The organism is Tepidamorphus gemmatus (assembly GCF_004346195.1).
Classification (GTDB): domain Bacteria; phylum Pseudomonadota; class Alphaproteobacteria; order Rhizobiales; family Tepidamorphaceae; genus Tepidamorphus; species Tepidamorphus gemmatus.
This window is the reverse complement of sequence record NZ_SMAK01000007.1, coordinates 136,877-160,633: the sequence shown is the minus strand read 5'-3', so window position 1 is coordinate 160,633 and position 23,757 is coordinate 136,877. Positions and strand designations below refer to the sequence as shown.

Here is a 23,757-nt window from a genome sequence, read left to right as displayed (position 1 = left end):
CGGTTTGCCGCGTTGTCCACTCTCTACCTCACCCATTCCGCCTGCCTCGAACACGACAATGGCTACGGACATCCGGAGCGCGCCGATCGCCTCCGGGCGATCGAGCGGGCGCTTGAGGACGAGGCCTTCGCGCTGCTGGTGCGCGAGCAGGCGCCGCGCGGCACGCTCGAGCAGGCGGCGCTGGCCCATCCGATGTCCCATGTCGAGCGGATCGCGGCGATGTCGCCGGCCGAGGGCATCGTCCATATCGACGCCGACACCGCGATGTCGCCGGGCAGTCTCGATGCCGCACTGCATGCGATCGGCGCGGCGCTCGCGGCGGTCGACGAGGTGATGACCGGCAAGGTTGCCAACGCGTTCTGCGCCGTCCGCCCGCCCGGACATCACGCCGAAACCGCCCGGGCGATGGGATTCTGCCTGTTCAACACAGCCGCGATCGCCGCAAGGTACGCCCAGGTGGCGCACGGGGCGGCGCGCGTCGCAGTTGTCGATTTCGACGTCCATCACGGCAACGGCACCCAGGACATTTTCTGGGAGGATGCCAGCCTGTTCTATGGTTCGACGCACCAGATGCCCCTCTATCCGGGCACCGGCGCGATCTCTGAGCGCGGCGTGGGCAACATCTTCAACGCCCCGCTCGCACCGGGTGCCGGCGGCGCGGAGTTCCGCGAGGCGATGGAGGCGATCGTGCTGCCCGGCCTCGAACGATTCGCACCCGATCTTGTCCTGATTTCCGCCGGTTTTGACGCCCACACCCGCGATCCACTCGCCAACATCAATCTCGTCGAGGAGGATTTTTCCTGGATTACCAGACGGTTGATGGACATTGCGGACACGTCCTGCAACGGCAGGGTCGTATCGGTGCTGGAAGGCGGCTACGATCTGATGGGGCTCGCCCTCTCGGCGGCGGCGCACGTGCGGACACTGATGCAGGGATGATGGGGCGGAGGCCACGAGGGACCTGATGACGGCAAGCAATGCCCCGACGGCGCCAGGGGACATCTCGGCGCTGACATTCGAGCAGGCGCTGGCGGCGCTGGAGAAGATCGTCGAGCGTCTCGAAAGCGGCAATGTGCCGCTCGAGGAATCGATCGCGATGTATGAGCGCGGCAACGCGCTGCGCGAATACTGCGAGGCGCTCCTGAGGACGGCCGAGACGAAGGTCGAGAAGATCGTCGTCGGCCGCAACGGCGCGGCTGCGGGGACCGCGCCGCTGGACATGGACTGACCGGTCCGCGCGAAGCATGCGCCCCGGCCTGCCGGGCCGGGGCGCGGGATCCGATCGCAGGCGAGGGGCTGAGGGTGGTCCTGACGCCTCGGCCCTACATCCAGTAGGGAGGCACGCCGTAGTGGTCGTGGACCCGGCGCTCCCAGGCACGGTCGACCGGATCCCATTCGTCCTTGCGGGCCACGCGCGGCGCGCCTTCCAGCTCGGCCTCGCTGACATTCACGACATAGCCGCCATAGCGGGTGTCGTAGTCGAGCTTGCTCCAGGGCAGCGGATAGTGGTCCTCGCCGATGCCGAGGAAGCCGCCGAAGCTCATCACCGCATAGGCCGCCCGGCCGCTGCGCTTGTCGATCATGATGCGGTCGATCGTGCCGATCTTCTCGCCGTCCGGCCGGTAGACCGCGGTGCCCTCGACCTTGTCCGATCCGATCAGCTCGACGGTCTCACGCTTCTCGAGCGTCTGCTTGTCCATGTGCATGTGCTGGCTCCTTTGGGGGGAAGTCCGACGCGGCGACAACGCCGCCGGACACCACCGGGTTCCGGATCCGGGGAGATCGGTTGCGGCGTTCGATCTCCAGGCGGTCCGGCAACGGCCGGGCTGCCGTGGGTGGCGGCCGCGCCTTGCGATCCCGCCGAGGCCGTGCCATACGGACCCAACTCCGGTTGTGAAGGTGTCGAGGGTCTGGAATGAGCGAGCCGCGCGGTTTGATGGCGGGAAAACGCGGCCTCATCATGGGGATCGCCAACAACCGGTCGATCGCCTGGGGGATCGCCCGAGCCTGCGCTGCGGAAGGTGCCGCGCTGGCGCTCACCTATCAGGGCGATGCGCTGCGCAAGCGTGTCGAACCCCTTGCCGCCGAGCTCGGCGCGACGGTTGTCGGCCATTGCGACGTCACCGACGAGGCCTCGCTGGACGCGGTGTTCGCCAGATGCGGCGACCTTTATGGCGGCCTCGACTTCCTGGTCCATGCCATCGCCTTCTCCGACAAGGACCAGCTCGACGGCCGCTACATCGACACCACGGCGGACAATTTCACCCGGACGATGTTCATTTCCTGCTACTCGTTCACCGCGATCGCGCAGCGCGCCGAGAAGCTGATGCAGAACGGCGGATCGATGCTGACGCTCACCTATTACGGTGCCGAGAAGGTGATGCCCCACTACAACGTGATGGGGGTCGCCAAGGCGGCGCTGGAGGCAAGCGTGCGCTACCTTGCCGTCGATCTGGGTGGCAAGGGCATCCGCGTCAACGCCATATCGGCCGGGCCGATCAAGACGCTCGCTGCCTCCGGCATCGGCGATTTCCGCTACATCCTGAAGTGGAACGAATACAACGCGCCGCTGAAGCGGACCGTGACCATCGACGAGGTCGGCCAGTCGGCGGTCTACCTCCTCTCCGACATGGGCCGTGCGGTCACCGGCGAGGTCCACCACGTCGATTGCGGCTACCACGTCGTCGGCATGAAGGCCGTCGATGCCCCCGACATCAGCGTTGTCAGGGACGAGGCATGAGCCGGCAGAACCGCGTCGTCCGACTGAAGCGCCGTCCGGTGGGGATGGCGAGCCGGGACGATTTCGAGATCGCCGACGAGCCGGTGCCGCAGCCCGGCGAGGGCGAGTTCCTGGTCCGGATCGACTATGTCTCGCTCGATCCGGCCATGCGCGGCTGGATCTCGCCAGGCAGGTCCTATGTCCCGCCGGTGGAGATCGGGGCGCCGATGCGCGCTTTTGCGGCCGGCTATGTGGAAGCCTCCAATCATCCCGACTTTACCGTCGGCGATGCGGTCGCGGGTCTCCTCGGCGTGCAGCGCTACGCCGTCTCGAAGGGCACGCGGGTCGCCAAGGTCGATCCCGCGCAGGCGCCGCTGCCGCGCTGGATCGGCGGCCTCGGCATGCCCGGCCAGACCGCCTATTTCGGCCTCCTCGAGATCGGCCGGCCGAAGCCGGGCGACACGGTGGTGGTCTCGGCCGCCTCCGGAGCCGTCGGCTCGCTGGTCGGCCAGATCGCCCGGAACATGGGGTGCCGCGCTGTCGGAATCGCCGGCGGACCGCAGAAGTGCCGGTATGTCGTCGAGGAACTCGGATTCGACGCCGCGGTCGACTACAAGGCTGGCCATCTCGATGCCGATCTGGCGGCCGCCTGCCCGGACGGCATCGACGTCTACTTCGAGAATGTCGGCGGTGAGATCTTCGACACGGTTCTGGGGCGGATGAACCTGTTCGGCCGCATTCCTGTCTGCGGCATGATCTCGATGTACAACGCGACCGAGCCGCCGGCGCCGATCCGCAACATCCGCTCGATCCTGGTCAACCGGCTCACCGTGCGCGGCTTCATCGTCTTCGACTTCCAGGACCGGATCGCCGAGGCGAACGAGGCGCTCGGGCGGTGGCATGCCGAGGGCCGGCTGAAGATGCGCGAGGACGTCCGTCAAGGCGGCATCGACGCCTTTCCCGACGTGCTCAACGAGCTCTATACCGGCGGAAATCTCGGCAAGCTGGTGCTTGCGCTGTGAGGCCGGGGGCGACCCGCTGCGGGGCGGCCTTGCCGACGGGCGGCCGGCCACAGTCGGGCGGGGTCTGCAGATGGGCCACATGATTGCCCCGGGGCGGCGGCTCTGGCTGATCCGGCATGGCGAGACCGACTGGAACGTCGAGGGACGCCTGCAGGGCCAGCGCGACATCCCGATCAACGCCATCGGCCGGGTTCAGGCCCGCCGCAATGGCACCGTGCTAGCAGGTCTGCTGGCAGCGGCCGGACGCGATCCGGCCGAGCTCGACTGGGTGGCAAGCCCGCTTTCTCGCGCGCGAGAGACGATGGAAATCCTGCGCGCGGTGATGGGTCTCGACCCGGCGGGATACCGGCTGGACCCGAGGCTCCTCGAGATCTCCTTCGGGGCCTGGGAAGGATCGACGCTGTCCGAGCTGAAGCGCAGCGATCCGGCCGGACATGCTGCCCGCAAGGCGGACAAGTGGGGGTTCGTACCGCCGGGCGGCGAAAGCTACGAGATGCTGTCGCGTCGTATCGCACCGTGGCTTGCCGGTCTCGCGACTGATACCGTCTGTGTCGCCCATGGCGGTATCACGCGCGTGACGCGCGGACTGCTCGAGGCTATCCCGTCCGCCGAGATTCCCGCCCTGCCAATCCGCCAGGATCGCATCTATGTCTGGACCGGCGACCGCGCTGAATGGGCCTGATCCGCTCCGGACTTGACCGCGGATCGGCCGAATCCTGCGGCCCCGCCCGGCCCGCATTCGGCAGTTGCCGCTGTCTGGCCGATTCGACGGCGCTTGCCATGTTGACGCCGTTCATTGTGATGCCGGTCACCTTCACCCTGTCGCCGGCAGGCCGCGGGCCGGGCGCGATGGTCTTGGCGAGCGCGAAATCCTTGCCGTCGGATCGCGTGATGCGGTGCAGGGTCGGATCGACCGTCTTGAGTGCTGCATGGCCGCAGCGGCGCGGCTGCGGCGCGACGGCGGGACTCGACAAACCGGGCGCTGCGCGTCCATATCGCCGCCATGTCGCACAACACCTTCGGACATCTGTTTCGTGTCACCACCTGGGGCGAGAGCCACGGGCCGGCGATCGGCTGCGTGGTGGACGGCTGCCCCCCGCTGATTCCCCTCACCGAGGCGGACATCCAGCCGTGGCTCGATCGGCGGCGGCCCGGCCAGTCGCGATACACCACCCAGCGCCGCGAACCCGACGCGGTGCGCATCCTGTCAGGCGTCCACACCGACCAGAATGGCCGCCAGGTGACCACCGGCACGCCGATCGCGCTGATGATCGAGAACGTCGATCAGCGATCGAAGGATTACTCGGATATCTCCACCAGCTACCGTCCTGGCCATGCCGATTACACCTATGAGGTGAAGTACGGCATCCGCGATCCGCGTGGCGGCGGCCGCTCCTCGGCACGGGAGACGGCGATGCGCGTGGCGGCCGGGGCGATCGCCCGCAAGGTGGTGCCGGGACTGCGGGTGCGCGGCGCGCTGGTGCAGGTCGGCCCGCACCGCATCGACCCGCAGCGCTGGGACTGGGACGAGGTCGACCGCAATCCGTTCTTCTGTCCGGACGCGACGACGGCGGAACTCTGGGCCGACTTCCTCGACGGCGTGCGCAAGGCGGGATCGTCGACCGGCGCGGTGGTGGAGGTGGTCGCCGACGGTGTGCCGGCTGGCCTCGGCGCGCCGGTCTACGGCAAGCTCGATCAGGACATCGCCGCGGGGCTGATGTCGATCAACGCGGTCAAGGGGGTCGAGATCGGCGCCGGATTCGCCGCCGCCGCGCTGTCGGGTGAAGACAATGCCGACGAGATGCGCATGGGCAATGACGGTACGGTCCGCTTCCTGTCCAACAATGCCGGCGGCATCCTCGGCGGACTCTCCACCGGCCAGCCGGTCGTCGCCCGATTCGCGGTGAAGCCGACCTCGTCGATCCTGACGCCGCGTCGTACGGTGACGCGTGAGGGTACCGACGCCGAGATCTCGACCAAAGGGCGGCACGACCCCTGTGTCGGCATCCGGGCGGTTCCGGTCGGCGAGGCGATGCTCGCCATCGTCATCGCCGACCACTATCTGCGCCACCGGGCGCAGATTGGGCGCTGACTGCGCCGACGTCGGGAGAAGGGGGACAGGCCGCCAGGGGTGTCATGCCCACGAGCGTCGGGTCCGGACCCGATCCGTCTGTCCGTGCCGCGGACGAGGTGACATGGCGCGGGCGGCTGCGCGCAAGGTGCCGTCGAAGCAAGGCAAGGATGTGACATGACAGAGGACATGCGGCGGGTTGCCGAGGCGATCCGGGCGATCGAACGGGGCGAGATCGTCGTCGTCACCGACGATGATGACCGGGAGAACGAGGGCGATTTGGTGATGGCAGCAGTCCATGCCACGCCGGAGAAGATGGCCTTCATCGTCCGCCATACCGCCGGCATCGTCTGCACGCCGATGACGCGCGAGAATGCAAGACGGCTCCGTCTCGACCCGATGGTGGCCGAAAACGATGCCCCGCACGGCACCGCCTTCACCGTCTCGGTCGACTTCCGGCACGGCACCACGACCGGCATCTCGGCCGACGATCGCTGCGCGACGGTCCGGGGGCTCGCCAATCCCAACGCAGGGCCGTCAGATTTCGTCCGGCCGGGCCATATCTTCCCGCTGGTCGCCAAGGAGGGCGGCGTGCTGATGCGCTCCGGCCATACCGAGGCGGCCGTCGATCTGTGTCGGCTGGCCGGCCTGCCACCGGTGGGCGTGATCTGCGAACTGGTGAACGATGACGGTACCGTCAAGCGTGGGGCCGAGGTGGCGGCCTTCGCCGCGGAGCACGGCTTCAGGATGGTCTCGGTCGCCGACCTGATCGCCTACCGCCAGCGTCAGGAGCGGCTGGTCGAGCGCGTCGACGAGGCCCGGGTCGAGACGTTCGCCGGGCCCGCCACAGCGATCAGCTATCGCACGCCCTGGGATCCGATGCAGCATCTCGCGCTCGTGTTCGGCGACATCCGAGACGGCCGCAGCGTGCCGGTCCGCCTGCATCTGGAAACGGTCTTCGACGACGTGTTCGGCGCGAACCGCCCGCTCGACCATATCGTCGAGCGGATCGCCCGGGGTGGGCGCGGCGTGGTCGTCTATCTGCGCGAAGGCGCCGTCGGCGTCGCCCGTGGCCACAGCCGCCGTAGCCGCGGGGTGTCTGGCGATGATCACGGCACGGCGCAAAGTCGCGAGGAACAGTGGCTGGAGATCGGCTTGGGAGCCCAGATCCTGCGCGACCTCGGCGTTTCAACGATCCGCCTCATCACCACCCGGGCGCGCCACTATGTGGGCCTGAGCGGCTTCGGCATCGAGATCGAGGCGACCGAATTCATCGACGGCTAGATCGGTCCGGCCTCTCGTCGAGTCGGGGGATCGCCGTTGGGGAGGGATTGCAGGTCGGATGCCGGCCGGGCGGAGGCCGGCATCGGACCGTCCAGGTGCGCGCGACTGATCTGCGTGAACGGGCCGGTGGGCCGTCCGCTTCGACCACCCGATCGGCGGCCGATGCCGCCGCACCCGTGTCGGGCAGGTGCCCGTTCACGTCCCGCAGGCCGGCGACAACTGCCGCGGGGAAACTCCCGGCTCCCGCAGATCAACAGCCGTCGGCACGCTCATCATGCCCGCCGGCGCCGGGCTGCGGCTCGCGCCCGGTTCGACCGATCGCGATCCGATGGGCAGGCCCTCGCAGCCATCAGGCCCGGTGCACAAGGTTCGCGGAAGCGGCGGAGACCCATTCGGTTGTGAAGGTGTTGGCAAAGGTTGCTGGAATGCAACCGGTTTTGCAGACCGCCGGCAATAGCCCGACAGCATGTTCGACGAGCGCGACGATGCCCAAGTTGGGCCACAGTCGATGTCCATATCCCCGCTCCGAGCGGCCATCGTGCACAGCGAGTGAGCAAAATGATGATGAATTCGGCAGCAAAGCGCGTTGAAGAGAAGACCACCGAGCGCCGCCAGGAGACGCGCTGGGCCGGCATCGGCATCAACGCTGTCGCCGCGGCATCGATCTGTCGTGACAAGGAGAAGGTGGCGCACAGGGAGGTGAAGCCGGTGCGCCGTGCATTTCCCTTCAGCGATCACGATTTCGCGACCGACTGATAGGTCGGCGGCACGGACAAAGGGGGCCGACCGCCGCCCGCAACGCCGGCATGGCATGCGCATGGCGCGATCAGGACCCGACCCCCGAGCCGGCGTCTCCGAGGATCAGGGTTGCCGCTCCCGCGAGGGCGGCGAGCCCGCCGATCAGCCGGGCGGTCTGGCAGGCCCAGACGCCGCTGCGCCGGGACGGCCGTGCAGTAAGCAGCGCGGTGAGGCCGAGCATGAGGGCACTGCCCGCAACCGCGAGGCCGGCGTCGGCGAGTTCGCGCGGACCGAGCACCATTCCGCCGATCAGCCCTGCCGCGATGACAACCGGCATGCCCGCCCGCGCCGCCAGCGGCACTCCGGCATAGACGATCACGCCGAGTCCCAGCGCCCACACAGGGCCGGTCCACCAGGGCAGTTCCACGCCGCTCAGCGCGAAGCCCGCTCCGCCCGCCATTCCCGCAGTCGCCAGCAGCGCGAACCGGCGCGGCGCCGGCGCGGCGCCGGCCAGCGCCCCGAGCGCGACGATCAACGCGAGAGCATCGATCGGCGGCGGCGCCATGCCGGTCATCGGCCAAGCCATGGCGACGCGTGCCAGCGCGGCCCGCGGCTCATACGTGCTGGCCGCCGTTGATGTGGATCTCGGCGCCGTTCACGTAGGATGAGGTGTCGGTGCACAGCACGTAGATGATCTTGGCGACCTCCTCGGGCGTGCCGAGACGGCGCATGGGGATCTGCTCGACGATCTTCTCGGTACCGGGCGACAGGATCGAGGTGTCGATCTCGCCGGGCGCGATGGCATTGACGCGCACGCCGAGCGGCCCGAAATCGTGTGCCATCTCGCGCGTCAACCCCGCCAGCGCCGCCTTTGATGTGGCATAGGCGGCACCGGCAAAGGGATGCACCCTGCTGCCGGCGATGGAGGTGACGTTCAGAACCGCGCCCTTGCCCGCGACCAGCTCGTCGAGAAGACCGCGGGCGAGCAGGATCGGGGCGAAGAAATTGACGTTGAATACCCGCTTCCAGTCCTCGATCGCGGTGTCGAGCGTGCCCATGCGGGCGCCGCCGGGATTCTTGGGCGAGATCGCGGCGTTGTTGACCAGCGCATTGAGGCGCGATCCATCCGCCTTGAGCCGCTCCTTCATCTCGGCGATCGCGGCGCGGGTATTGTCGAGATCGGCGAGGTCGACCTGGATGTGATCCTCCGGTCCCGCCTCCCATGGGCAGTTCTCCGGGAAGGGCTGGCGCGAGCAGGTGATCACCCGCCAGCCGGCGCTCGAGAACCGCTTCACGGTGGCATGGCCGATGCCCCGGCTCGCGCCGGTCAGGATCAGTGTCTTGCGCGGCTCGTTCGACAGCGACATGCTCTCCTCCTCGATCGCGCCTCAGGGATAGAGACGGATGGTGTGCCAGGCGGCCTCCGGCGTCTCCCGCCGGAACACCAGCCGCTCGTGCAGACGGAACGGGCGGTCCTTCCAGAACTCGATCTCGATGGGGCGGATGCGGAAGCCGGACCAGTATGGCGGCCGTGGAATCTCGCCGACGGGATACTTCGCCGTCACCCGCGCCACCGCCTTCTCTAGTGCCAGGCGACTTTCCAGGGGCCGCGACTGCTGCGAGGCCCAGGCGCCGATGCGGCTGCCCCGCGGTCGCGAGGCGAAGTATTCGTCGGCCTCGGCGTCGTCAACGATGTCGACGGGCCCGCGCAACCGAACCTGGCGGCGCAGGCTCTTCCAGTGAAAGCACATCGCCGCCTTGCGAGTGGCGAGGATCTCGCGACCCTTGGCGCTCTCGAAGTTGGTGTAGAAGACGAAGCCGCGCGCGTCGAAGCCCTTCAGCAGCACCATCCGGACGTTCGGCAGACCGTCCGTATCGACGGTGGCCAGCGCCACCGCCGTCGGGTCGTTCGGCTCGCTCGCCTCCGCGTCTGCGAGCCAGTCGGCGAACAGCCTCAGCGGATCCTCGCCGAGGATTGTGTCACCGGAAATTAACTCTTCGGAGGCTGAATCACTCACGATCGCAGATCTCCCGGGCGAACTGGCCGTCGGCGGGGGACTCCGCGAAGGATGCCGCCGGGCAATGGCTACAGCGTTGATATACCGTTCCCGCCTGCCGTTGACGAGCCGTCGCCGTGCCGCCTGCCTGCTGCTGGCGGCGATCGCTCTGGCCGGCGGTGGCTGCTCCATTCCGATCTCGATCCCGCTCGGCCCGCTGATGGTCGCTCCCGACGAAACCGTCGATACGGCGAGCCTTCAGACGGCGGCGATCGTCGACGAGGGGGTGGCCGCGCGGCTTGGCGAGGAGGCATGGGAAGCGTTGCGTCCGGCCGTTGCCGCCGCGATCGCCGCGCCGGGCCCCGGCCATGCCTTGGCCTGGCGCAGCGCGACCGCGCCCGTTTCGGGGACGGTGACGGTGATCGAGATGGTGTTCCGCACTGCCGGCTCCCCCTGCCGCGGCCTCGCCATAACCGCCAGGGCCGACCACCGGACCGACAGCTTCGACGCGCGTGTCTGCCGCTCCGGTCAGGCCTGGACCGTGACACCGCTCGACGTGGCTGGCTAGAGCCGGATCGCTTCAGACCGACGCGATCCGGCTCTGGCCTCTCGTCTGGCCGCCTGATCGAACCGGCGAGCCCCTTTCAACCTCACCTCATCACGTCCAGCCGCCTGTCGGGGGGCCGGCTCGGTATCAGCGCCTGAGCGCAGCCCGGCACGCCGGCACCGCCGTCACGTCAGACTGCGACGGGAGGTCGCGCCCGCACGGTGACAAGGGTGATCTCCGGCGGCCGGCCGAAGCGTACCGGCATCACCGAGCAGCCGAGGCCAGCCGAGACGACCATGTGGCGGTCGTCCTCGACGATGTGGCCGTAGACGAAGCGCTGGCCGTAGGCTGACGGAACCATGGGGCTGCCGATCAGCGGCAAGTTGACCTGGCCGCCATGAGTATGACCGGCAAGCGTCAGCGTCACCCTGGCGGGCACATCCACGAAGATGTCCGGCTCGTGGGCCATCAGGATCACCGGCGCCCGGTTGATGACCTGGGCGAGTGTACCGGGCAGATCATCGAGCCCCCGGAAGCCGCCGCCCCCGGACGGATAGGCGATCTGATCGCCCAGTCCTGCCAGCCAGAACGGCCGGCCCCGGTGGCGCAGCCGCACCGCGGTGTTCTCGTAGACGGGGATGGCGGCGACATCGAAGCCGTGCAGCACCGCATCGACGTCGCTCCACCAGTCGTGATTGCCGAGCACCGCGTGGACGCCGAGCGGCGCCTTCAGTCCGGCGAGCGCCCGGCCCCAGGTGGCCGGCGGCACGGGTTGCGTTCCGAAACGCGCCATGCTCGCCACCATGTCGCCGAGGATCAGCACGATGTCCGGGTTGAGGCGCATGGTGCGGGCGACGATCCGCTCGATCCGCCGCGCCGGCATCCACGGCTCGCAGGCGTGAATGTCGGTCAATACCGCGATGCGCAGCGGCGGATAGTTCGCGGGCCAGCCTGGCAGCGACAGGTCCCAGCGCTGCACGATCAGCCGGAAATGCGGCTCGACCGCGAAGGCATATCCGCCGAGGCCGAATGATCCGGTCGCAGCGGCGATGCCGCCCCGCAGGAAGGTGCGCCGGCTGATCCTCACGCAATCGCTCACGCCGCCCGCAGCGACTGGCCGGACACCCAGGCCTCGGCACGGTCGAGCGCGCGGGTGAGCCGGTCGAACATCTCGCCGATCTCGTCCTCGCTGATGATCAGCGGCGGACACAGCGCGACGATGTCGCCGAAGGCGGCGCGGACGATCAGCCCCTCCTCTTCGGCCAGGGCGGCGATCTTCGCGGCGACGGCCGATTTCGGATCGAAGCTGCGCCGCGTCGCCTTGTCGGCGACGATCTCAAGCGCGCCGATCAGTCCCATACCGCGCGCCTCGCCGACCAGCGGGTGATCGCCGAGTGCGGTCAGCCGCTTCAGGAAGGTCGGCGAGACCCTGTTGACCTGACCCAGAATGTTGTCGCGTTCGTAGATGTCGAGCGTCTTGCAGGCGACCGCGGCGGCCACCGGGTGGCCCGAATAGGTGTAGCCGTGACCGAAGGTGCCGATCTTGCGGCTCTCCTCGACCATGGCCTGATACATGCCCTCGTCGACGATCACCGCGCCGATCGGCTGGTAGGCAGACGACAGCGCCTTGGCGACCGACACCGAGTTCGGCCGGATGCCGAACGCTTCGGCGCCGAACATCGTCCCCAGCCGGCCGAAGCCGCAGATCACCTCGTCGTCGATGTAGAGGATGTCGTATCTGGCCAGCACAGCCTGGACCTTCTCGTAATAGGTCGCAGGCGGGATGATGACGCCGCCGGCACCCATCACCGGCTCGGCGATGAAGGCGGCGACCGTCTCCGGCCCCTCGCGCAGGATCATTGCCTCGAGCGAGTCGGCAAGCCGCGTGGCGAGGTCCGCGTCGCTTTCGCCATCCTGCCGCGACCGGTAGGGATGCGGCGCGTCGGTGTGCAGGATGCCCGGCAGCGGCAGATCGAAATCGGCATGGTTGGCGGGAAGCCCGGTCAGGCTGGCCGAGGCGATGGTGACACCGTGATAGCCTCTGTGGCGCGAGATAATCTTCTTCTTGTTCGGCCGGCCGAGTGCGTTGTTGATGTACCAGATCATCTTGACCTGGGTGTCGTTGGCCTCGGAGCCCGACGACACGAAGAACACCTTGGAGGCGTCATTCGGCGCAATCGCCTTCAGCTTCTCGGCCAGCTCGATGGCGGGATCGTGGCTCTTGCCGGCGAACAGATGGGTGAAGGAGATGCGCCGCATCTGCTCGGCAGCGGCCTCGACCAGTTCCTCGTTGCCGTAGCCGAGCGACGTGCACCACAGCCCGGCCATGCCCTCGATATATTGCTTGCCGGTCGAATCGTAGACGTAGATGCCCTTGCCGCGCTCCAGCACCAGCGGCCCCGTCTGACGGTGCTTGTCGAGATTGGTATAGGGGTGCAGCACCGTCTCGATGTCGCGGACGGCGAGGTTCGACAGGGGCGACATGGGGAAGGACTCCGTTCGCAGCAGGCAGGGCCGGCGCGTGCCGACCGACGCCAAGAGAGGCGATCTTTGCGGCAAAGTAAAGCCGGGCCGGTCGGGCAATGCTGGCGCCACCCCGGCCTGACCGGGCCGAGGGCCTGATGACAGGGGCGGGAAAATAGCGGAAAGCTCCTGCCGGAAACAATCTGCCGAGGAACCCCCCGATGTCTGCCGATCCCGCCCTGATCCGCCTCACCGCCGTCGCCGTCCGCGACAAGCTGCTGTCCGGGGAGGTTTCACCGCTCGATCTGATCGACACGCTCGAGGCCCGCATCGGCGCGGTGGACGGGGCGGTGAACGCGCTGCCCACCCTGTGTCTCGATCGCGCCCGCGACCATGCTCGCCGACTGATGGAAAGGCCCGTCGCCGAGCGCGGGCTGCTCGCCGGCATGCCGGTGCCGATCAAGGACCTGGTCGATGTCGCCGGCGTTCGCAACACCAGGGGGTCGCCGATCTTTGCGGACAATGTGCCCGCCACCTCCGACCTGCTGGTCGAGCGGCTGGAGGCGGAGGGGGGTATCGTCTACGCCAAGTCGAATACGCCGGAGTTCGGCGCCGGCGCCAATACCTTCAACGAGGTGTTCGGGCGCACCCTCAATCCCTGGAACACCTCGCGCTCGGCCGCCGGCTCCTCGGGTGGGGCGGCGGTGGCGCTCGCCACCGGCATGGCCTGGCTCGCGCATGGCTCCGATCTCGGCGGCTCGCTGAGGAATCCGGCGAGCTTCTGCGGCATCGTCGGCCTGCGTCCCTCGCCCGGACGGGTGGCGGCGACCCCGACCCCGCCGATCGACCAGACCTTGGCGGTCGAGGGACCGATGGCCCGCAATGTCGAGGATCTGGCGCTCTTGCTCGATGCCATGTCGGGCGAGGATCCGCGCGACCCGATCTCGCTGCCGAGGCCGGCGACCCCGTTCCTGGAGGCGGCGCGATCCGGCTGGAAGCCTCGGCGCGTCGCCTTCTCGGCGGATCTCGGCATCACGCCGGTCGATCCGGAGGTCGCCGACATCTGTCGCGCAGCGGCCGCCCGCTTCGCCGAGGCCGGGGTCGAGGTGGTTGAGGCGCATCCGGACTTCTCCGGCCTGCACGAGTGCTTCAACGTGCTGCGCGCGGCCAGCTATGTGGCCGCGCACCGCACGCTCTACGCCGAGAAGCGCGATCTCCTCAAGCCCGAGGTGGTCTGGAACATCGAGCAGGGCATGAAGCTTACCGGCGAGGACATCGCGCGGGCGCAAGGCGAACGCGCCCGGCTGTTCGAGCGGGCGCTCGCCTTCTTCGGGCAGTACGACCTGATCCTGACGCCCGCCACCATCGTCGCCCCGTTCCCGGTCGAGATCCGCTTCGTCGAGGAATGCGGCGGCAAGCGCTTTACGAACTATGTCGAGTGGCTGGCGATCGCCTATGCCTTCACCATGGTGGCGAGCCCGGCGATCTCGATTCCTGCGGGCTTCACCGGAGATGGCCTGCCGGTCGGCCTGCAGATCGCCGCGCCGCCGCGCGGCGAGGCGCGGCTGCTGGCGGCCGCACGGGTGCTGGAATCGATCCTGTGGCCACGGCCGATCACGCCGATCGACCCGCGCATCGGGCTCTGAGAGCCTGTTCGGGACGGGCGCTCAGCGCCGCAACTGTCATGCGGCTGGCATGATTTGCGCGTTTCCTGTCGCCTCCGCGGACTGGTGGAGCGCGACGGACATGCTGGCATGGCTGGTGCTGAGGCCTGCGGGGATCGTGACGCTGATTCTCGGCGCCATCACGCTGCCGACGCCGCTGCCGACCGGAATCCTGCTGATCGGACTCGGCACCGCGCTGCTGATCGCGACGAGCGCGACGGTTCGGATCCAGGTGCGGCGGCTGCGTGCCCGCTTCCCCCGGCTCGACCGCGCGCTCGAGGGGATCGAACCGCGGCTCGTCCGCTGGCTGGCAGTGCCGCTGCGCCGGACCCGGCCGATCCGGCGCCGTGCCACCCGCGCCACCGAGTAGCCGGCCGGTGGATCGTCGACGAGCCACCCCGGAAAGTCGACGCGGAACACGCCCTTCTGGCCGAACCGCGAACGGTACTCGGTCTTGATCTCGGCGCGTTTCGTCTGCGCGTCGTTGGTGTTCTCGAGGACGATGATCAGCCGCCTGGCGGTCTCAGCCTCGACGCCGGTCGCCGGCGGAGCGCGCGCCCTGACCGTCGGCGTTGACCACGGTCAGGCCGTCGGGGAAACGTGGCGTCACCACCTCGCGCACGAAGGCCCCCATTCCTGTTCGCTGACACCGTTGCCGTCGGCGCTGAACATGCCGGAGAACAGCTGCGACTGCAGCGTGTCGAACTCGGGCCAGTGCGGCGACCGAGCAAGGCGGGCGTGGCGACGAGCGCCGAGGCGACAAGCGCTGCGGCAAGGAGCCTGATCGGCATGGGGAGCCTCCCGGGGATTGGACGCGCCCGGGAGGGTGACACGGGCCGCGCGGCCTCGTCACGCGCGCAGCACAAATGCTTGGCGCCTGAATACCCGTCACCTGTGCCGCGGTCGGGGGCCGTTACAGCTTCAGCGCGGCTTCCGGCTTCACATAGGCAAGGCCCTGCGCCTCGGCGACCGGTTTGCAGGTCACCTGCCCGTCGATGACGTTGAGGCCTGCGCGCAGATGCGGATCCTCGGCGAGAGCGGCCCGATAGCCCTTGTCGGCGAGCGCCAGCGCGAATGGCAACGTCACGTTGTTGAGGGCGAAGGTCGAGGTCCGCGCCACCGCGCCGGGCATGTTGGTGACGCAGTAATGCACCACGTCGTCGACCACATAGGTCGGTTCGGAATGCGTGGTCGGCCGGCTGGTCTCGCAGCAGCCGCCCTGGTCGATCGCCACGTCGACGATGACGCTGCCGGTCTTCATGCGAGACACCATCTGCCGGGTGACCAGCTTCGGCGCCGCGGCGCCCGGCACCAGCACCGTGCCGATCACGAGATCGGCACCGAGCACCAGCCGCTCGATCGAATCGCGGGTGGAGAACACCGTGCGGATCGACGTGCCGAACTCGGCGACCAGCCGCCGCAGAACGTCGGCCGAACGGTCGACGACGGTGACGCTCGCACCCATGCCGAGCGCCATCAGCGCGGCATTGGTGCCGGCGACGCCGCCGCCCAGGATGACCACGTCCGCCGGCGGCACGCCGGGCACACCGCCGAGCAGCACGCCGCGGCCGCCGGCCTCCTTCTCCAGGCAGCGCGCGCCGACCTGCACCGACATGCGGCCGGCAACCTCCGACATCGGGGTCAGCAGCGGCAGCGTGCCGGCGCGGCTCGTCACCGTCTCGTAGGCGATGCAGACCGCGCCGGATTCGATCAGGTCCCTGGTCTGCTCGGGATCGGGGGCAAGATGCAGGTAGGTGAACAGGATCTGACCCGGCCGCAGCTTGCGCCGCTCGACGCGCAGCGGCTCCTTCACCTTGACGATCATGTCTGCGCGGCCGTACACAGCGTCGGCGTCAGGCACGATCTCGGCGCCGGCTGCCTCGTAATCGGCGTCGGTCTGGCCGGCGCCCAGTCCGGCCCCTGTCTCGACGATCACCTTGTGCCCGTGCAGCACCAGCTCGCGGACCGAGGACGGCACGAGGCCGACCCGGTACTCGTGGTTCTTGATCTCCTTCGGCACACCGACCAGCATCGCGGATCCTCCCGATGAACGGCGCCGGCGGCCGCGACACCGACGCGGCCGTCCGGCCTGTTGACATCGGCGAAGTGTGCCACGACCGGCGCGCAAGAGTGTTGGAATCTTCGGAGCGATCTGCTTGAGTGGCGCAACTTCCTGCGAAGAAACCGGAGGAAATCGGCACAGGATGCGACTCGACGATCTGGACGCCCGCGATCGTGCCATCCTGCGCGTGATGCAGCAGGACGGCCGGCTGACCAATGCCGAGCTCGCCGACCGGGTCGGGCTGTCGCCGTCGGCCTGTCTCAGGCGGCTCAGACTGCTCGAGGAGTCGGGGCTGGTGGCGGGCTATGCGATGATCCTCGACCAGAAGGCCTGCGGGCTGCCCGGCACCGCCTTCGTGTTCATCACGCTCGACCAGCAGGGCCGGCAGGCACTCGATGCCTTCGAGGCCGCGGTGAAGGGCGTGCCCGAGATCCTCGAATGCCACCTGCTCGCCGGTGCCTCGGACTATCTGGTGCGCGTCGTCTACCGCGACGCCGCCGATCTCGAGCGCATCCACACCGAGATCCTCACCCGCCTGCCCGGCGTGGTTCGAGTCAACTCGACACTGACGCTGCGAGAGGTGAAGAAGACGACCCGGCTGCCAGTGTGACGGGATCGCCATGCCAGTGCCGACCGGCAGTGCGCTTGCCAACGTGCATCGCGCGCCCGGCCGCAGCATGGCGCCCGCATGCCGAAGCCCTTCGGGACGGGGCCGGATAGTGGTCGGAGTGGCAGGATTTGAACCTGCGACCCCCTCGTCCCGAACGAGGTGCGCTACCAGACTGCGCTACACTCCGCCATCGATGCGGGCGTATATAGCCGCAGGCTCCGATGGCCGCAAGTCGGTGTCGGCAGCAGACACGGGCCTGCGCGGCGCCGCTGGCGCGACCGCCGCGGCGCTTCCGGAGATCCCGCGCCCGGCTATATAGTCGCGCGTCGCCCGGCCAGGCTGGCGGGGTTCCGGGCGGTCGGTCTGATGCGGTCGGGCCGGCGCACCCAGGGGGCTCGAGGAGGCGTGAATGACGGGCGGCGGTTGCAGGGTCGGGCATTGGCCGTTGCGGGCGAGCCGGATGGTGATCGCTCTCGCCGTCATCGTTTCGGTCATGCTGGCCTGTGCGGACGTCCGGGCGCAGAGTCATACCGGCGCGGTCGGGGAAGCCGGCGCCGGGTCCGACGTGGCGGCGCTGGCCGAGCAGATGGGGCCGCTGTCGGCCGAGGAGCGGGCCGCGCTGCTGGCAAGAGTGACCGACGCCCAGGCCCGCGAGCTGCTGATCCACTATCTGACGCGCGACGCGCCCGCCGCCGCGCAGGCCCCCGTCTCCACGTCTGCTTCGGTGATCGCACGGGTCAAGGCGATGGCCGGCCAGGTCGGCGAGAGCCTGCGCCGGGTCGCGGCCGCCGCTCCCGACGCCATGGTGGCCTACGGCCGGGTCCTGCAGGAGCGTCTGGACGTGACGTTCGGTGCCGGTGGCGGCCTGCTGATTGTCGGTTCGCTGCTGCTGCTCTGCGTGGCCGGAGCCCTGACCGAATGGCTGGCGCGGCGCGCCCTGGAGCCGATCCTGCGGGCCAATCGGCAGGGACCCTGCGCGACCGCGCGCGACCAGTTCCTGCGCACCGTCATCTGGCTCGTCGCCGAGCTGGTGGCGCTGCTGGCCTTTGCCGGCGGCTATGTCGCTGCGTTCGTCGCGGCCTGGCACGGCAATCCGGCGCGGCGGGATTTCGTGCTCGCCGTGCTGGTGGCGATCCTGATCACCCGCGTCGCCGTGGCGCTGACGCGGTTCGTCTTCGCGCCCAAATCCCCGGACTGGCGGCTGATGCCGGTCGACGACGAGGCGGCGGCCCATTTCGTGCGCGGAGCACGGCAGCTCGCCGTGTTCGGGTCGTTGCTGCTGCTTGGCTCGATGTTCGGACATGCCTGGGGCATGGGACATGACGAATGGCGCTTCGTTGCCCTGGTGTCCGGACTGCTGTTCGCGGCGGCGGCTCTGGCCTTCCTCCTGAGCTTCCAGCGCCATGCGCGCCGCGCCGTCGAGGCCGCCCTCGGCAGCGAGACCGTGCCGCGCTGGGCGGGTGGGGTGGCCGGCTGGTTCTGGCATCTGCTGGCGGTGCTCTATGTGATCGCCGCCTTCCTGATCGGCTCGGTCAGCGTCCTGCTCGACCAGCCGTTCGATCCGGTAGCGGCGGTGCTCGGCTTCGTCGTGCTGTTCGTGCTCTATCCCTATCTCAACACGCTGTTCGGCCGCATGATCGCACCGCTCGGCCCGGCCGGGGAGGTCGCAGCGCCGGGACCGACCTATGATGCGCAGTTCATGGCCGAAATCGGCGAGAGCGAGGACGAGGGCGCCATCAATGCCGCCATCTCCTCCGCCGCGCTGCGCGCCGCCGACCGCCGCAGCCTGCAGGCCGACCGGCGGGTGCTCCGGCGCATCGTCGCCATCGCCACCTTCGTCGCCTGCGTGCTGCTGTTCGGTGTGGTGATCGGGGTCGACCTGTTCGGCGATACCAGCGCCCATCCGGTCGCGAGCTTCCTGATCCGCGTCCTCGTCGATGTCGGCCTCGTCGGGCTGGTGGCCTATGCCGTGTGGTCGTTCGCCTCTGCCTGGATCGACCGCAAGCTCGCCGAGGAGCACGCCAAGATGCCGCCCGAGGAGCACGACGACATCGGCCCCGCGATGCAGGGCGGTACCCGGCTGCAGACGGTTCTGCCGCTGATCCGCAAGACGCTGGCGGTCACGATCCTGCTGCTGGCGCTGCTCGTCTCGCTCGACGCGCTGGGCGTCAACATCGTGCCCCTGATCGCCGGTGCCGGGGTGATCGGTCTGGCCATCGGCTTCGGCTCGCAGACCCTGGTGAAGGACATCATTTCCGGCTTGTTCTTCCTGATGGACGATGCCTTCCGCATCGGCGAGTACATCGAATCGGGCAACGTCTCCGGGACCGTCGAGCGGTTCAACCTGCGCTCCCTGTCGCTGCGCGGGTATCTCGGTGCGGTCTACACCGTGCCCTACGGCGCGATCGGCGCTGTTACCAACTACAGCCGCGACTGGGTGATCATGAAGCTGCGCTTCCGCGTCCCCTATGACACCGACCTCGACAAGGTCCGCAAGATCTTCAAGAAGATCGGCCAGGAGATGCTGGAAGATCCCGAGCTCGGCCCCAACTTCCTGCAGCCCTTCAAGTCGCAGGGCGTGGTGAAGATGGACGATTCCGCCTTCATTGTGTCCGGCAAGTTCATGACCAAGCCGAACAAGCAGTGGGCGGTGCGGAAGGCCGTCTATGAAAAGGTCCAGCGCGCCTTCCGGGAGAACGGGATCGCCTTCGCGCCGAAGCGTGTGATCGTCGAGGTGCCGGCCGAGAACCACTTCGAGGAGGACGACGACCTCCCCCGCAAACCGGCGCTGACAGGCGGCGCCGCGACCGCTGTCGTGGCCGAGGGCGGCTGATCGGGCGCGACCTCGGGCGCCTGCAACAATTGAAACAAACATCGCTTCCGACGACGCCAAGCTGAAATGGAGCGTCCCTAAGACCGCCGCTCGGGGTGGTGTCTCCGGGAATGTGCCGGCGCGCCCTCGCGCCAGAAGGATCGGTGACGGGATGCGCGGCAGGGAACTGAGCAGTGTCACGCCGGGCAACGGTCCATCGGTCTTCCGGACCGCGGGCGAGCCGGACGCAGATCCGATCCGGCGCGGCCCGCCGGCGGCTGCGGGCCCGATCGACCGGGACCGCATGCTGCTCGACTTCGCGATGTCGCAATCTCCCGCCGTCCTGTACCTCGGCACGCTCGAGGAGCCGGGCCTCGTGCACTTCGTTTCCTCGAACGCGCAGCAGGTGATCGGCCATCCCGCCGCGCGCCTGCTCGGCTGCGTTTCCGTCTGGCGCGACCTCGTACACCCGGAGGACCGCGCAGCCTGCGCTGCCGCGACACAGCGGCTCGTGGCCGAGGGGCAGTCCGTGCAGGAGTACCGGCTGCGCCGTCCCGACGGACGCTATGTATGGGTGCGCGACCAGCTGCGGCTCACGTCGCTTCCGGGTGACCCGGCGCGCGAGTATGTCGGCTGCTTGATCGACGTCAGCCGCGAGAAGGACGCGCAAGCGGAACTCAGGCGGGTCAACGCGTTGCGGCGCGCGATTATCGAAACGTCGATGGTCGCCGTCGTGACCATGGATGCCGACGGTCTGGTCATCGACGTCAATCCGGTCGCGCAGCAGATGTTCGGCTGCTCTGGCGAGGAGGCGGAGGGCACGAACCTGTGCGATCTGATCGTCGCCGAGCCCGAGCGCGAGCACTACAGGCAGGTCTTCGCCCGCTACCGCGCGCGCGGCGTGTCGTCGGTGCTCGACGAGCGCATGGAAATTTCGGCGGCGCGGCGCGACGGCGGGCGTTTCCCGGCCGAGATCGTCATCAAGCGTGTCTGTGTCGACGACGCGCCGATGTATGTGGCGGAGATCCGGGACCTGTCCGAGCGGATGGCGGCGGAAGCAACCCAGCGGCGGCTGATGCAGATGCTTCGCGATGCGGTCGACAGCATGCCGGCGGGCTTTGCCCTGTCCGATCCGCAGGGGCGTGTCGTGCTGTGCAACCGCGCCCTTTCGGAAGAGTGTGGCTGTCCGCCGGAAGATCTGGTCGGCTGGTCGCACGAGGATCTGATGCGGCGGTTGCAGTCGCAGATCCGACGGCTGGACGGCCACACCGTCGAGGCGCCGGAGGCCTTTCAGGCGCAGGTGACCGGGTGGCTCCTGTCGAGCAACCCGGCCCCAGTCGAGGCGGAGCTCAACTCCGGCGAATGGCGGCTGATCGCTGTCTCGCCCACCAGCGACGGCGGCCGCGTGACGATCCGCCACGACATCACCAAGCTCAAGAGGGCGGAACTGGCCTTGCGCGACGGCGAGGCGCTGATCCGCCAGGTCCTGGAGGCGTGTCCCGCCCCGGTCAGCATGACCCACGCCGCCGACGGTCTCATCATCTACGAGAGCCCGGCCGCCCAGGCGCTGTTCGAGCGTGGCCAGGTCGGCGGGCCGGTCTACGCCACCGACTTCTTCGTCGATCGCCGCGACCGCGACCGCTATGTCGCTCGGCTCCGCCAGACCGGCAGCGTCGACGGCTTCGAGGTCGAGCTGAAGCGCTCCAGCGGAGAACCGTTCCGGGCGGCCATTTCGGCGCGGATGATCGAATGGCACGGCACGCAGGCGATCGTCTCGGCCGTCTACGACCTCACCGAGCGGCACAGCGTCGAGGCGGAGATGGCCCGCCAGCGTGAAGCGCTGCACCAGAGCGAGAAGCTCGCCGCGCTCGGCGAGCTGCTGGCCAGCGTCGCCCATGAACTGAACAACCCGCTGTCGGTCGTCGTCGGCCAGGCGCTGCTTCTGCAGGAGACGGCGCGCGACGGTGCGATCGCCGACCGGGCGGCAAGGATCGGCAACGCCGCAGACCGCTGCGCCCGGATCATCCGCACCTTCCTCGCCATGGCCCGGCAACAGCCGGCCGAGCGGCGACCTCTCGACGTCAACGCGTTGGCGACGAGCGCGGTCGAGATGACGGCCTATTCGCTGCAGGCCAGCAACATCGATGTCAAGCTGTCGCTTGCGCCCGGCCTGCCGCAGGTGGAAGGCGACTCCGATCAGCTCAAGCAGGTCGTCACCAATCTGATCCTGAACGCGCAGAAGGCTCTCGAGGAGACCGACGGGTGGCGCCGGATCAAGATCACCACCAGGCTGCGCGAGAAGAGCCGCGAGATCGTGCTGAAGGTGAAGGACAACGGCCCCGGCATCCCGGAAGGGATACGCTCGCGCATCTTCGAGCCGTTCTTCACGACCCGGCAGGTTGCCTACGGAACCGGCATCGGCCTTGCATTCTGCCACAGGATCATCACCACGCACGGCGGCACGATCGAGGCGGAGAGCTCTCGCGGTGAGGGCGCGACCATGGTCGTCCGACTGCCGGCCGTCCGCGCCCGGCCGCTGCCCGCCACCGATGTTGCAGAACCCCTTGCCGCGTCAACCGGCCCGGCCCGCATCCTGGTGGCTGATGACGACGTCGCCGTGGCGGAGCTGCTTGCCGACATATTGAGGGAGGACGGTCACGGTGTCGTCATCGCCCGCTCGGGCAGCGACGCCCTCGAGCGGGTCAGCACTGCCGACTTCGACCTGATCCTCAGCGACCTGAGGATGCCGGATCTCGACGGCCCGGCCATGTTCGCCGCACTGGTGCAACGGCGGCCCGAGCTTGCCGAGCGGGTCGCCTTCGTCACCGGCGACACGCTGTCGCCCCGCATCAGGGAATTCCTGGCCGCCGCCGGGCGGCCCTGCATCGAAAAGCCGCTGACCCCTCGCGAGGTGCGCGCGACGGTGCGCCGCCTCATCGACCTGGTCGGCCCGATTGGGAAGGAGTAGACGAATGGCCCAGGCTTCCACCGCCCTGCGGCGGGTCGCGGACTCCGCTGAGGAACGGCCGGTTGCCGCGCCGACGCCGCATGTCGTGGTCGTTGATGACGAGGCGGACCTGCGCGAGACGGTCGCAGACTATCTGCAGATGAAGGGGCTGCGCGTCAGCACGGCCGCCGGTGGTGCCGCCCTGCGCCAGATCCTGCGGCAGTCGCGCGTCGATCTCGTCGTGCTCGACATCTCGATGCCGGAGGAGGACGGATTGTCGATCACCCGCTTCCTCAAGGCCGATACCGACGTCGCCATCGTCATGCTGACCGCATCCGGCGAGGTCGTCGATCGGATCGTCGGCCTCGAGATGGGCGCCGACGACTATCTCGGCAAGCCGGTGGACATGCGCGAGCTGCTGGCGCGGATCAAGGCCGTGCTCCGGCGCGGTGCGCCGCGCGAGGTCGCCGGGACGGCCGCCGCGCCGGCCGGCCGCACCGTGCGCTTCGGCGCGTGCACGCTGGACATGGAGGCGCACCGGCTGTTCGACCGCAACGGCGACGACATCGCCATCACAGCGATGGAATTCGACCTCTTGAAGGCGTTCGCCGACCACCCGAACCGGGTGCTGACCCGCGACCAGCTGCTCGATCTCGCCCACAATCGCGGCTGGGAACCGTTCGATCGGTCGATCGACATCCGTATCGCCAGGCTGAGGCGGAAGATCGAGCCGGACTGCTCGAAGCCTCAGATAATCCGGACGGTGCGCGGCTCGGGCTACCTGTTCGCCGGCGAGCGCAATTAGGCCTGCATGGTCATTG

At 68.8% G+C, this 23,757-nt stretch carries 23 protein-coding genes and 1 tRNA gene; 15 read left to right on the top strand and 9 right to left on the bottom strand.

The window, feature by feature from the left end; all coding sequences use genetic code 11:
- The first annotated feature begins 12 nt into the window (after window positions 1-12).
- On the top strand, window positions 13-939 hold the full coding sequence (locus tag EDC22_RS12535; protein WP_132807008.1) for a histone deacetylase family protein: 927 nt from the start codon (window positions 13-15) through the stop codon (window positions 937-939).
- Between the two features lie 25 nt (window positions 940-964).
- Window positions 965-1,228 carry an exodeoxyribonuclease VII small subunit gene (locus EDC22_RS12530; protein ID WP_132807007.1) on the top strand — a complete coding sequence of 88 codons (264 nt, stop codon included), beginning with the start codon at window positions 965-967 and terminating at the stop codon, window positions 1,226-1,228.
- A gap of 94 nt (window positions 1,229-1,322) precedes the next feature.
- On the opposite strand, the gene EDC22_RS12525 is transcribed toward EDC22_RS12530, so the two are convergent.
- On the bottom strand, window positions 1,323-1,706 hold the full coding sequence (locus EDC22_RS12525) for a PRC-barrel domain-containing protein (protein WP_132807006.1): 384 nt from the start codon (window positions 1,704-1,706) through the stop codon (window positions 1,323-1,325).
- A 209-nt stretch (window positions 1,707-1,915) separates the two neighbouring features.
- On the opposite strand from EDC22_RS12525, the gene fabI reads away from it, so the two are divergent.
- The 6 genes from fabI to EDC22_RS12495 all read left to right on the top strand — a co-directional run bounded on the left by fabI (window position 1,916) and on the right by EDC22_RS12495 (window position 7,852).
- Window positions 1,916-2,740 (top strand): enoyl-ACP reductase FabI, encoded by an 825-nt coding sequence (gene fabI / locus EDC22_RS12520; protein WP_132807005.1) that lies wholly within the window; start codon window positions 1,916-1,918, stop codon window positions 2,738-2,740.
- A complete protein-coding gene (locus EDC22_RS12515; protein ID WP_132807004.1) occupies window positions 2,737-3,741 on the top strand; it encodes an NADP-dependent oxidoreductase in 1,005 nt (334 codons plus the stop codon). The genes fabI and EDC22_RS12515 overlap by 4 nt, the downstream gene beginning before the upstream one ends.
- Window positions 3,742-3,820: 79 nt before the next feature.
- Window positions 3,821-4,423 (top strand): histidine phosphatase family protein, encoded by a 603-nt coding sequence (locus EDC22_RS12510; RefSeq protein WP_132807003.1) that lies wholly within the window; start codon window positions 3,821-3,823, stop codon window positions 4,421-4,423.
- Between the two features lie 321 nt (window positions 4,424-4,744).
- Window positions 4,745-5,833, top strand: coding sequence for a chorismate synthase (aroC, locus tag EDC22_RS12505; RefSeq protein ID WP_132807095.1), 1,089 nt, complete (start codon window positions 4,745-4,747; stop codon window positions 5,831-5,833).
- A 156-nt stretch (window positions 5,834-5,989) separates the two neighbouring features.
- Complete coding sequence (ribB, locus tag EDC22_RS12500) at window positions 5,990-7,096, top strand: 3,4-dihydroxy-2-butanone-4-phosphate synthase (RefSeq protein ID WP_132807002.1); 1,107 nt, start codon at window positions 5,990-5,992, stop codon at window positions 7,094-7,096.
- A 564-nt stretch (window positions 7,097-7,660) separates the two neighbouring features.
- Complete coding sequence (locus EDC22_RS12495; RefSeq protein ID WP_132807001.1) at window positions 7,661-7,852, top strand: hypothetical protein; 192 nt, start codon at window positions 7,661-7,663, stop codon at window positions 7,850-7,852.
- Between the two features lie 70 nt (window positions 7,853-7,922).
- On the opposite strand, the gene EDC22_RS12490 is transcribed toward EDC22_RS12495, so the two are convergent.
- The 3 genes from EDC22_RS12490 to pdxH are packed head-to-tail and all read right to left on the bottom strand — an operon-like array spanning window position 7,923 to window position 9,852.
- Window positions 7,923-8,420 carry a hypothetical protein gene (locus EDC22_RS12490; protein ID WP_132807000.1) on the bottom strand — a complete coding sequence of 166 codons (498 nt, stop codon included), beginning with the start codon at window positions 8,418-8,420 and terminating at the stop codon, window positions 7,923-7,925.
- 28 nt (window positions 8,421-8,448) lie between these two features.
- The gene (locus tag EDC22_RS12485) at window positions 8,449-9,201 is read right to left on the bottom strand and encodes an SDR family NAD(P)-dependent oxidoreductase (RefSeq protein ID WP_132806999.1); all 753 of its coding nucleotides are present in this window, start codon (window positions 9,199-9,201) and stop codon (window positions 8,449-8,451) included.
- A 21-nt stretch (window positions 9,202-9,222) separates the two neighbouring features.
- Complete coding sequence (gene pdxH / locus EDC22_RS12480; RefSeq protein ID WP_165926893.1) at window positions 9,223-9,852, bottom strand: pyridoxamine 5'-phosphate oxidase; 630 nt, start codon at window positions 9,850-9,852, stop codon at window positions 9,223-9,225.
- Between the two features lie 64 nt (window positions 9,853-9,916).
- Between pdxH and EDC22_RS12475 the strand changes: the two genes are divergently transcribed.
- Window positions 9,917-10,399 carry a hypothetical protein gene (locus EDC22_RS12475; RefSeq protein WP_132806998.1) on the top strand — a complete coding sequence of 161 codons (483 nt, stop codon included), beginning with the start codon at window positions 9,917-9,919 and terminating at the stop codon, window positions 10,397-10,399.
- A 169-nt stretch (window positions 10,400-10,568) separates the two neighbouring features.
- Here EDC22_RS12475 and EDC22_RS12470 read toward each other — a convergent pair whose 3' ends face one another.
- Window positions 10,569-11,465, bottom strand: a complete 897-nt coding sequence (locus EDC22_RS12470; RefSeq protein ID WP_425385532.1) for a metallophosphoesterase — start codon at window positions 11,463-11,465, stop codon at window positions 10,569-10,571.
- A gap of 8 nt (window positions 11,466-11,473) precedes the next feature.
- Window positions 11,474-12,862 (bottom strand): aminotransferase, encoded by a 1,389-nt coding sequence (locus EDC22_RS12465; RefSeq protein ID WP_132806997.1) that lies wholly within the window; start codon window positions 12,860-12,862, stop codon window positions 11,474-11,476.
- 200 nt (window positions 12,863-13,062) lie between these two features.
- Between EDC22_RS12465 and EDC22_RS12460 the strand changes: the two genes are divergently transcribed.
- Window positions 13,063-14,487: an amidase gene (locus tag EDC22_RS12460; protein ID WP_132806996.1), complete on the top strand. Its 1,425-nt coding sequence runs from the start codon at window positions 13,063-13,065 to the stop codon at window positions 14,485-14,487.
- Between the two features lie 100 nt (window positions 14,488-14,587).
- Window positions 14,588-14,875, top strand: a complete 288-nt coding sequence (locus EDC22_RS12455; RefSeq protein ID WP_132806995.1) for a hypothetical protein — start codon at window positions 14,588-14,590, stop codon at window positions 14,873-14,875.
- Window positions 14,876-15,028: 153 nt separating this feature from the next.
- Here EDC22_RS12455 and EDC22_RS18230 read toward each other — a convergent pair whose 3' ends face one another.
- On the bottom strand, window positions 15,029-15,358 hold the full coding sequence (locus EDC22_RS18230; protein ID WP_281048293.1) for a DUF3574 domain-containing protein: 330 nt from the start codon (window positions 15,356-15,358) through the stop codon (window positions 15,029-15,031).
- A gap of 60 nt (window positions 15,359-15,418) precedes the next feature.
- Complete coding sequence (ald, locus tag EDC22_RS12445) at window positions 15,419-16,537, bottom strand: alanine dehydrogenase (protein ID WP_132806993.1); 1,119 nt, start codon at window positions 16,535-16,537, stop codon at window positions 15,419-15,421.
- Window positions 16,538-16,709: 172 nt separating this feature from the next.
- On the opposite strand from ald, the gene EDC22_RS12440 reads away from it, so the two are divergent.
- On the top strand, window positions 16,710-17,177 hold the full coding sequence (locus EDC22_RS12440) for an Lrp/AsnC family transcriptional regulator (RefSeq protein WP_132806992.1): 468 nt from the start codon (window positions 16,710-16,712) through the stop codon (window positions 17,175-17,177).
- A gap of 110 nt (window positions 17,178-17,287) precedes the next feature.
- On the opposite strand, the gene EDC22_RS12435 is transcribed toward EDC22_RS12440, so the two are convergent.
- A tRNA-Pro gene (locus tag EDC22_RS12435) sits at window positions 17,288-17,364 on the bottom strand.
- A gap of 222 nt (window positions 17,365-17,586) precedes the next feature.
- Between EDC22_RS12435 and EDC22_RS12430 the strand changes: the two genes are divergently transcribed.
- The 3 genes from EDC22_RS12430 (at window position 17,587) to EDC22_RS12420 (ending at window position 23,741) form a co-directional block, all read left to right on the top strand.
- Window positions 17,587-20,010 (top strand): mechanosensitive ion channel family protein, encoded by a 2,424-nt coding sequence (locus EDC22_RS12430; protein WP_132806991.1) that lies wholly within the window; start codon window positions 17,587-17,589, stop codon window positions 20,008-20,010.
- A 283-nt stretch (window positions 20,011-20,293) separates the two neighbouring features.
- On the top strand, window positions 20,294-22,957 hold the full coding sequence (locus EDC22_RS12425) for a PAS domain S-box protein (RefSeq protein WP_165926892.1): 2,664 nt from the start codon (window positions 20,294-20,296) through the stop codon (window positions 22,955-22,957).
- A 4-nt stretch (window positions 22,958-22,961) separates the two neighbouring features.
- On the top strand, window positions 22,962-23,741 hold the full coding sequence (locus EDC22_RS12420) for a response regulator (protein WP_132806989.1): 780 nt from the start codon (window positions 22,962-22,964) through the stop codon (window positions 23,739-23,741).
- Window positions 23,742-23,757: the final 16 nt, after the last annotated feature.

Coding starts and splice junctions, on each gene's coding strand:
- EDC22_RS12530 (WP_132807007.1), top strand. CDS start 965: ATGACGGCAAGCAATGCCCCGACGGCGCCAGGGGACATCTCGGCGCTG.
- EDC22_RS12525 (WP_132807006.1), bottom strand. CDS start 1,706: ATGCACATGGACAAGCAGACGCTCGAGAAGCGTGAGACCGTCGAGCTG.
- fabI (WP_132807005.1), top strand. CDS start 1,916: ATGAGCGAGCCGCGCGGTTTGATGGCGGGAAAACGCGGCCTCATCATG.
- EDC22_RS12515 (WP_132807004.1), top strand. CDS start 2,737: ATGAGCCGGCAGAACCGCGTCGTCCGACTGAAGCGCCGTCCGGTGGGG.
- EDC22_RS12510 (WP_132807003.1), top strand. CDS start 3,821: ATGATTGCCCCGGGGCGGCGGCTCTGGCTGATCCGGCATGGCGAGACC.
- aroC (WP_132807095.1), top strand. CDS start 4,745: ATGTCGCACAACACCTTCGGACATCTGTTTCGTGTCACCACCTGGGGC.
- ribB (WP_132807002.1), top strand. CDS start 5,990: ATGACAGAGGACATGCGGCGGGTTGCCGAGGCGATCCGGGCGATCGAA.
- EDC22_RS12495 (WP_132807001.1), top strand. CDS start 7,661: ATGAATTCGGCAGCAAAGCGCGTTGAAGAGAAGACCACCGAGCGCCGC.
- EDC22_RS12490 (WP_132807000.1), bottom strand. CDS start 8,420: ATGGCTTGGCCGATGACCGGCATGGCGCCGCCGCCGATCGATGCTCTC.
- EDC22_RS12485 (WP_132806999.1), bottom strand. CDS start 9,201: ATGTCGCTGTCGAACGAGCCGCGCAAGACACTGATCCTGACCGGCGCG.
- EDC22_RS12475 (WP_132806998.1), top strand. CDS start 9,917: ATGGCTACAGCGTTGATATACCGTTCCCGCCTGCCGTTGACGAGCCGT.
- EDC22_RS12465 (WP_132806997.1), bottom strand. CDS start 12,862: ATGTCGCCCCTGTCGAACCTCGCCGTCCGCGACATCGAGACGGTGCTG.
- EDC22_RS12460 (WP_132806996.1), top strand. CDS start 13,063: ATGTCTGCCGATCCCGCCCTGATCCGCCTCACCGCCGTCGCCGTCCGC.
- EDC22_RS12455 (WP_132806995.1), top strand. CDS start 14,588: ATGCTGGCATGGCTGGTGCTGAGGCCTGCGGGGATCGTGACGCTGATT.
- ald (WP_132806993.1), bottom strand. CDS start 16,537: ATGCTGGTCGGTGTGCCGAAGGAGATCAAGAACCACGAGTACCGGGTC.
- EDC22_RS12440 (WP_132806992.1), top strand. CDS start 16,710: ATGCGACTCGACGATCTGGACGCCCGCGATCGTGCCATCCTGCGCGTG.
- EDC22_RS12430 (WP_132806991.1), top strand. CDS start 17,587: ATGACGGGCGGCGGTTGCAGGGTCGGGCATTGGCCGTTGCGGGCGAGC.
- EDC22_RS12425 (WP_165926892.1), top strand. CDS start 20,294: ATGCTGCTCGACTTCGCGATGTCGCAATCTCCCGCCGTCCTGTACCTC.
- EDC22_RS12420 (WP_132806989.1), top strand. CDS start 22,962: ATGGCCCAGGCTTCCACCGCCCTGCGGCGGGTCGCGGACTCCGCTGAG.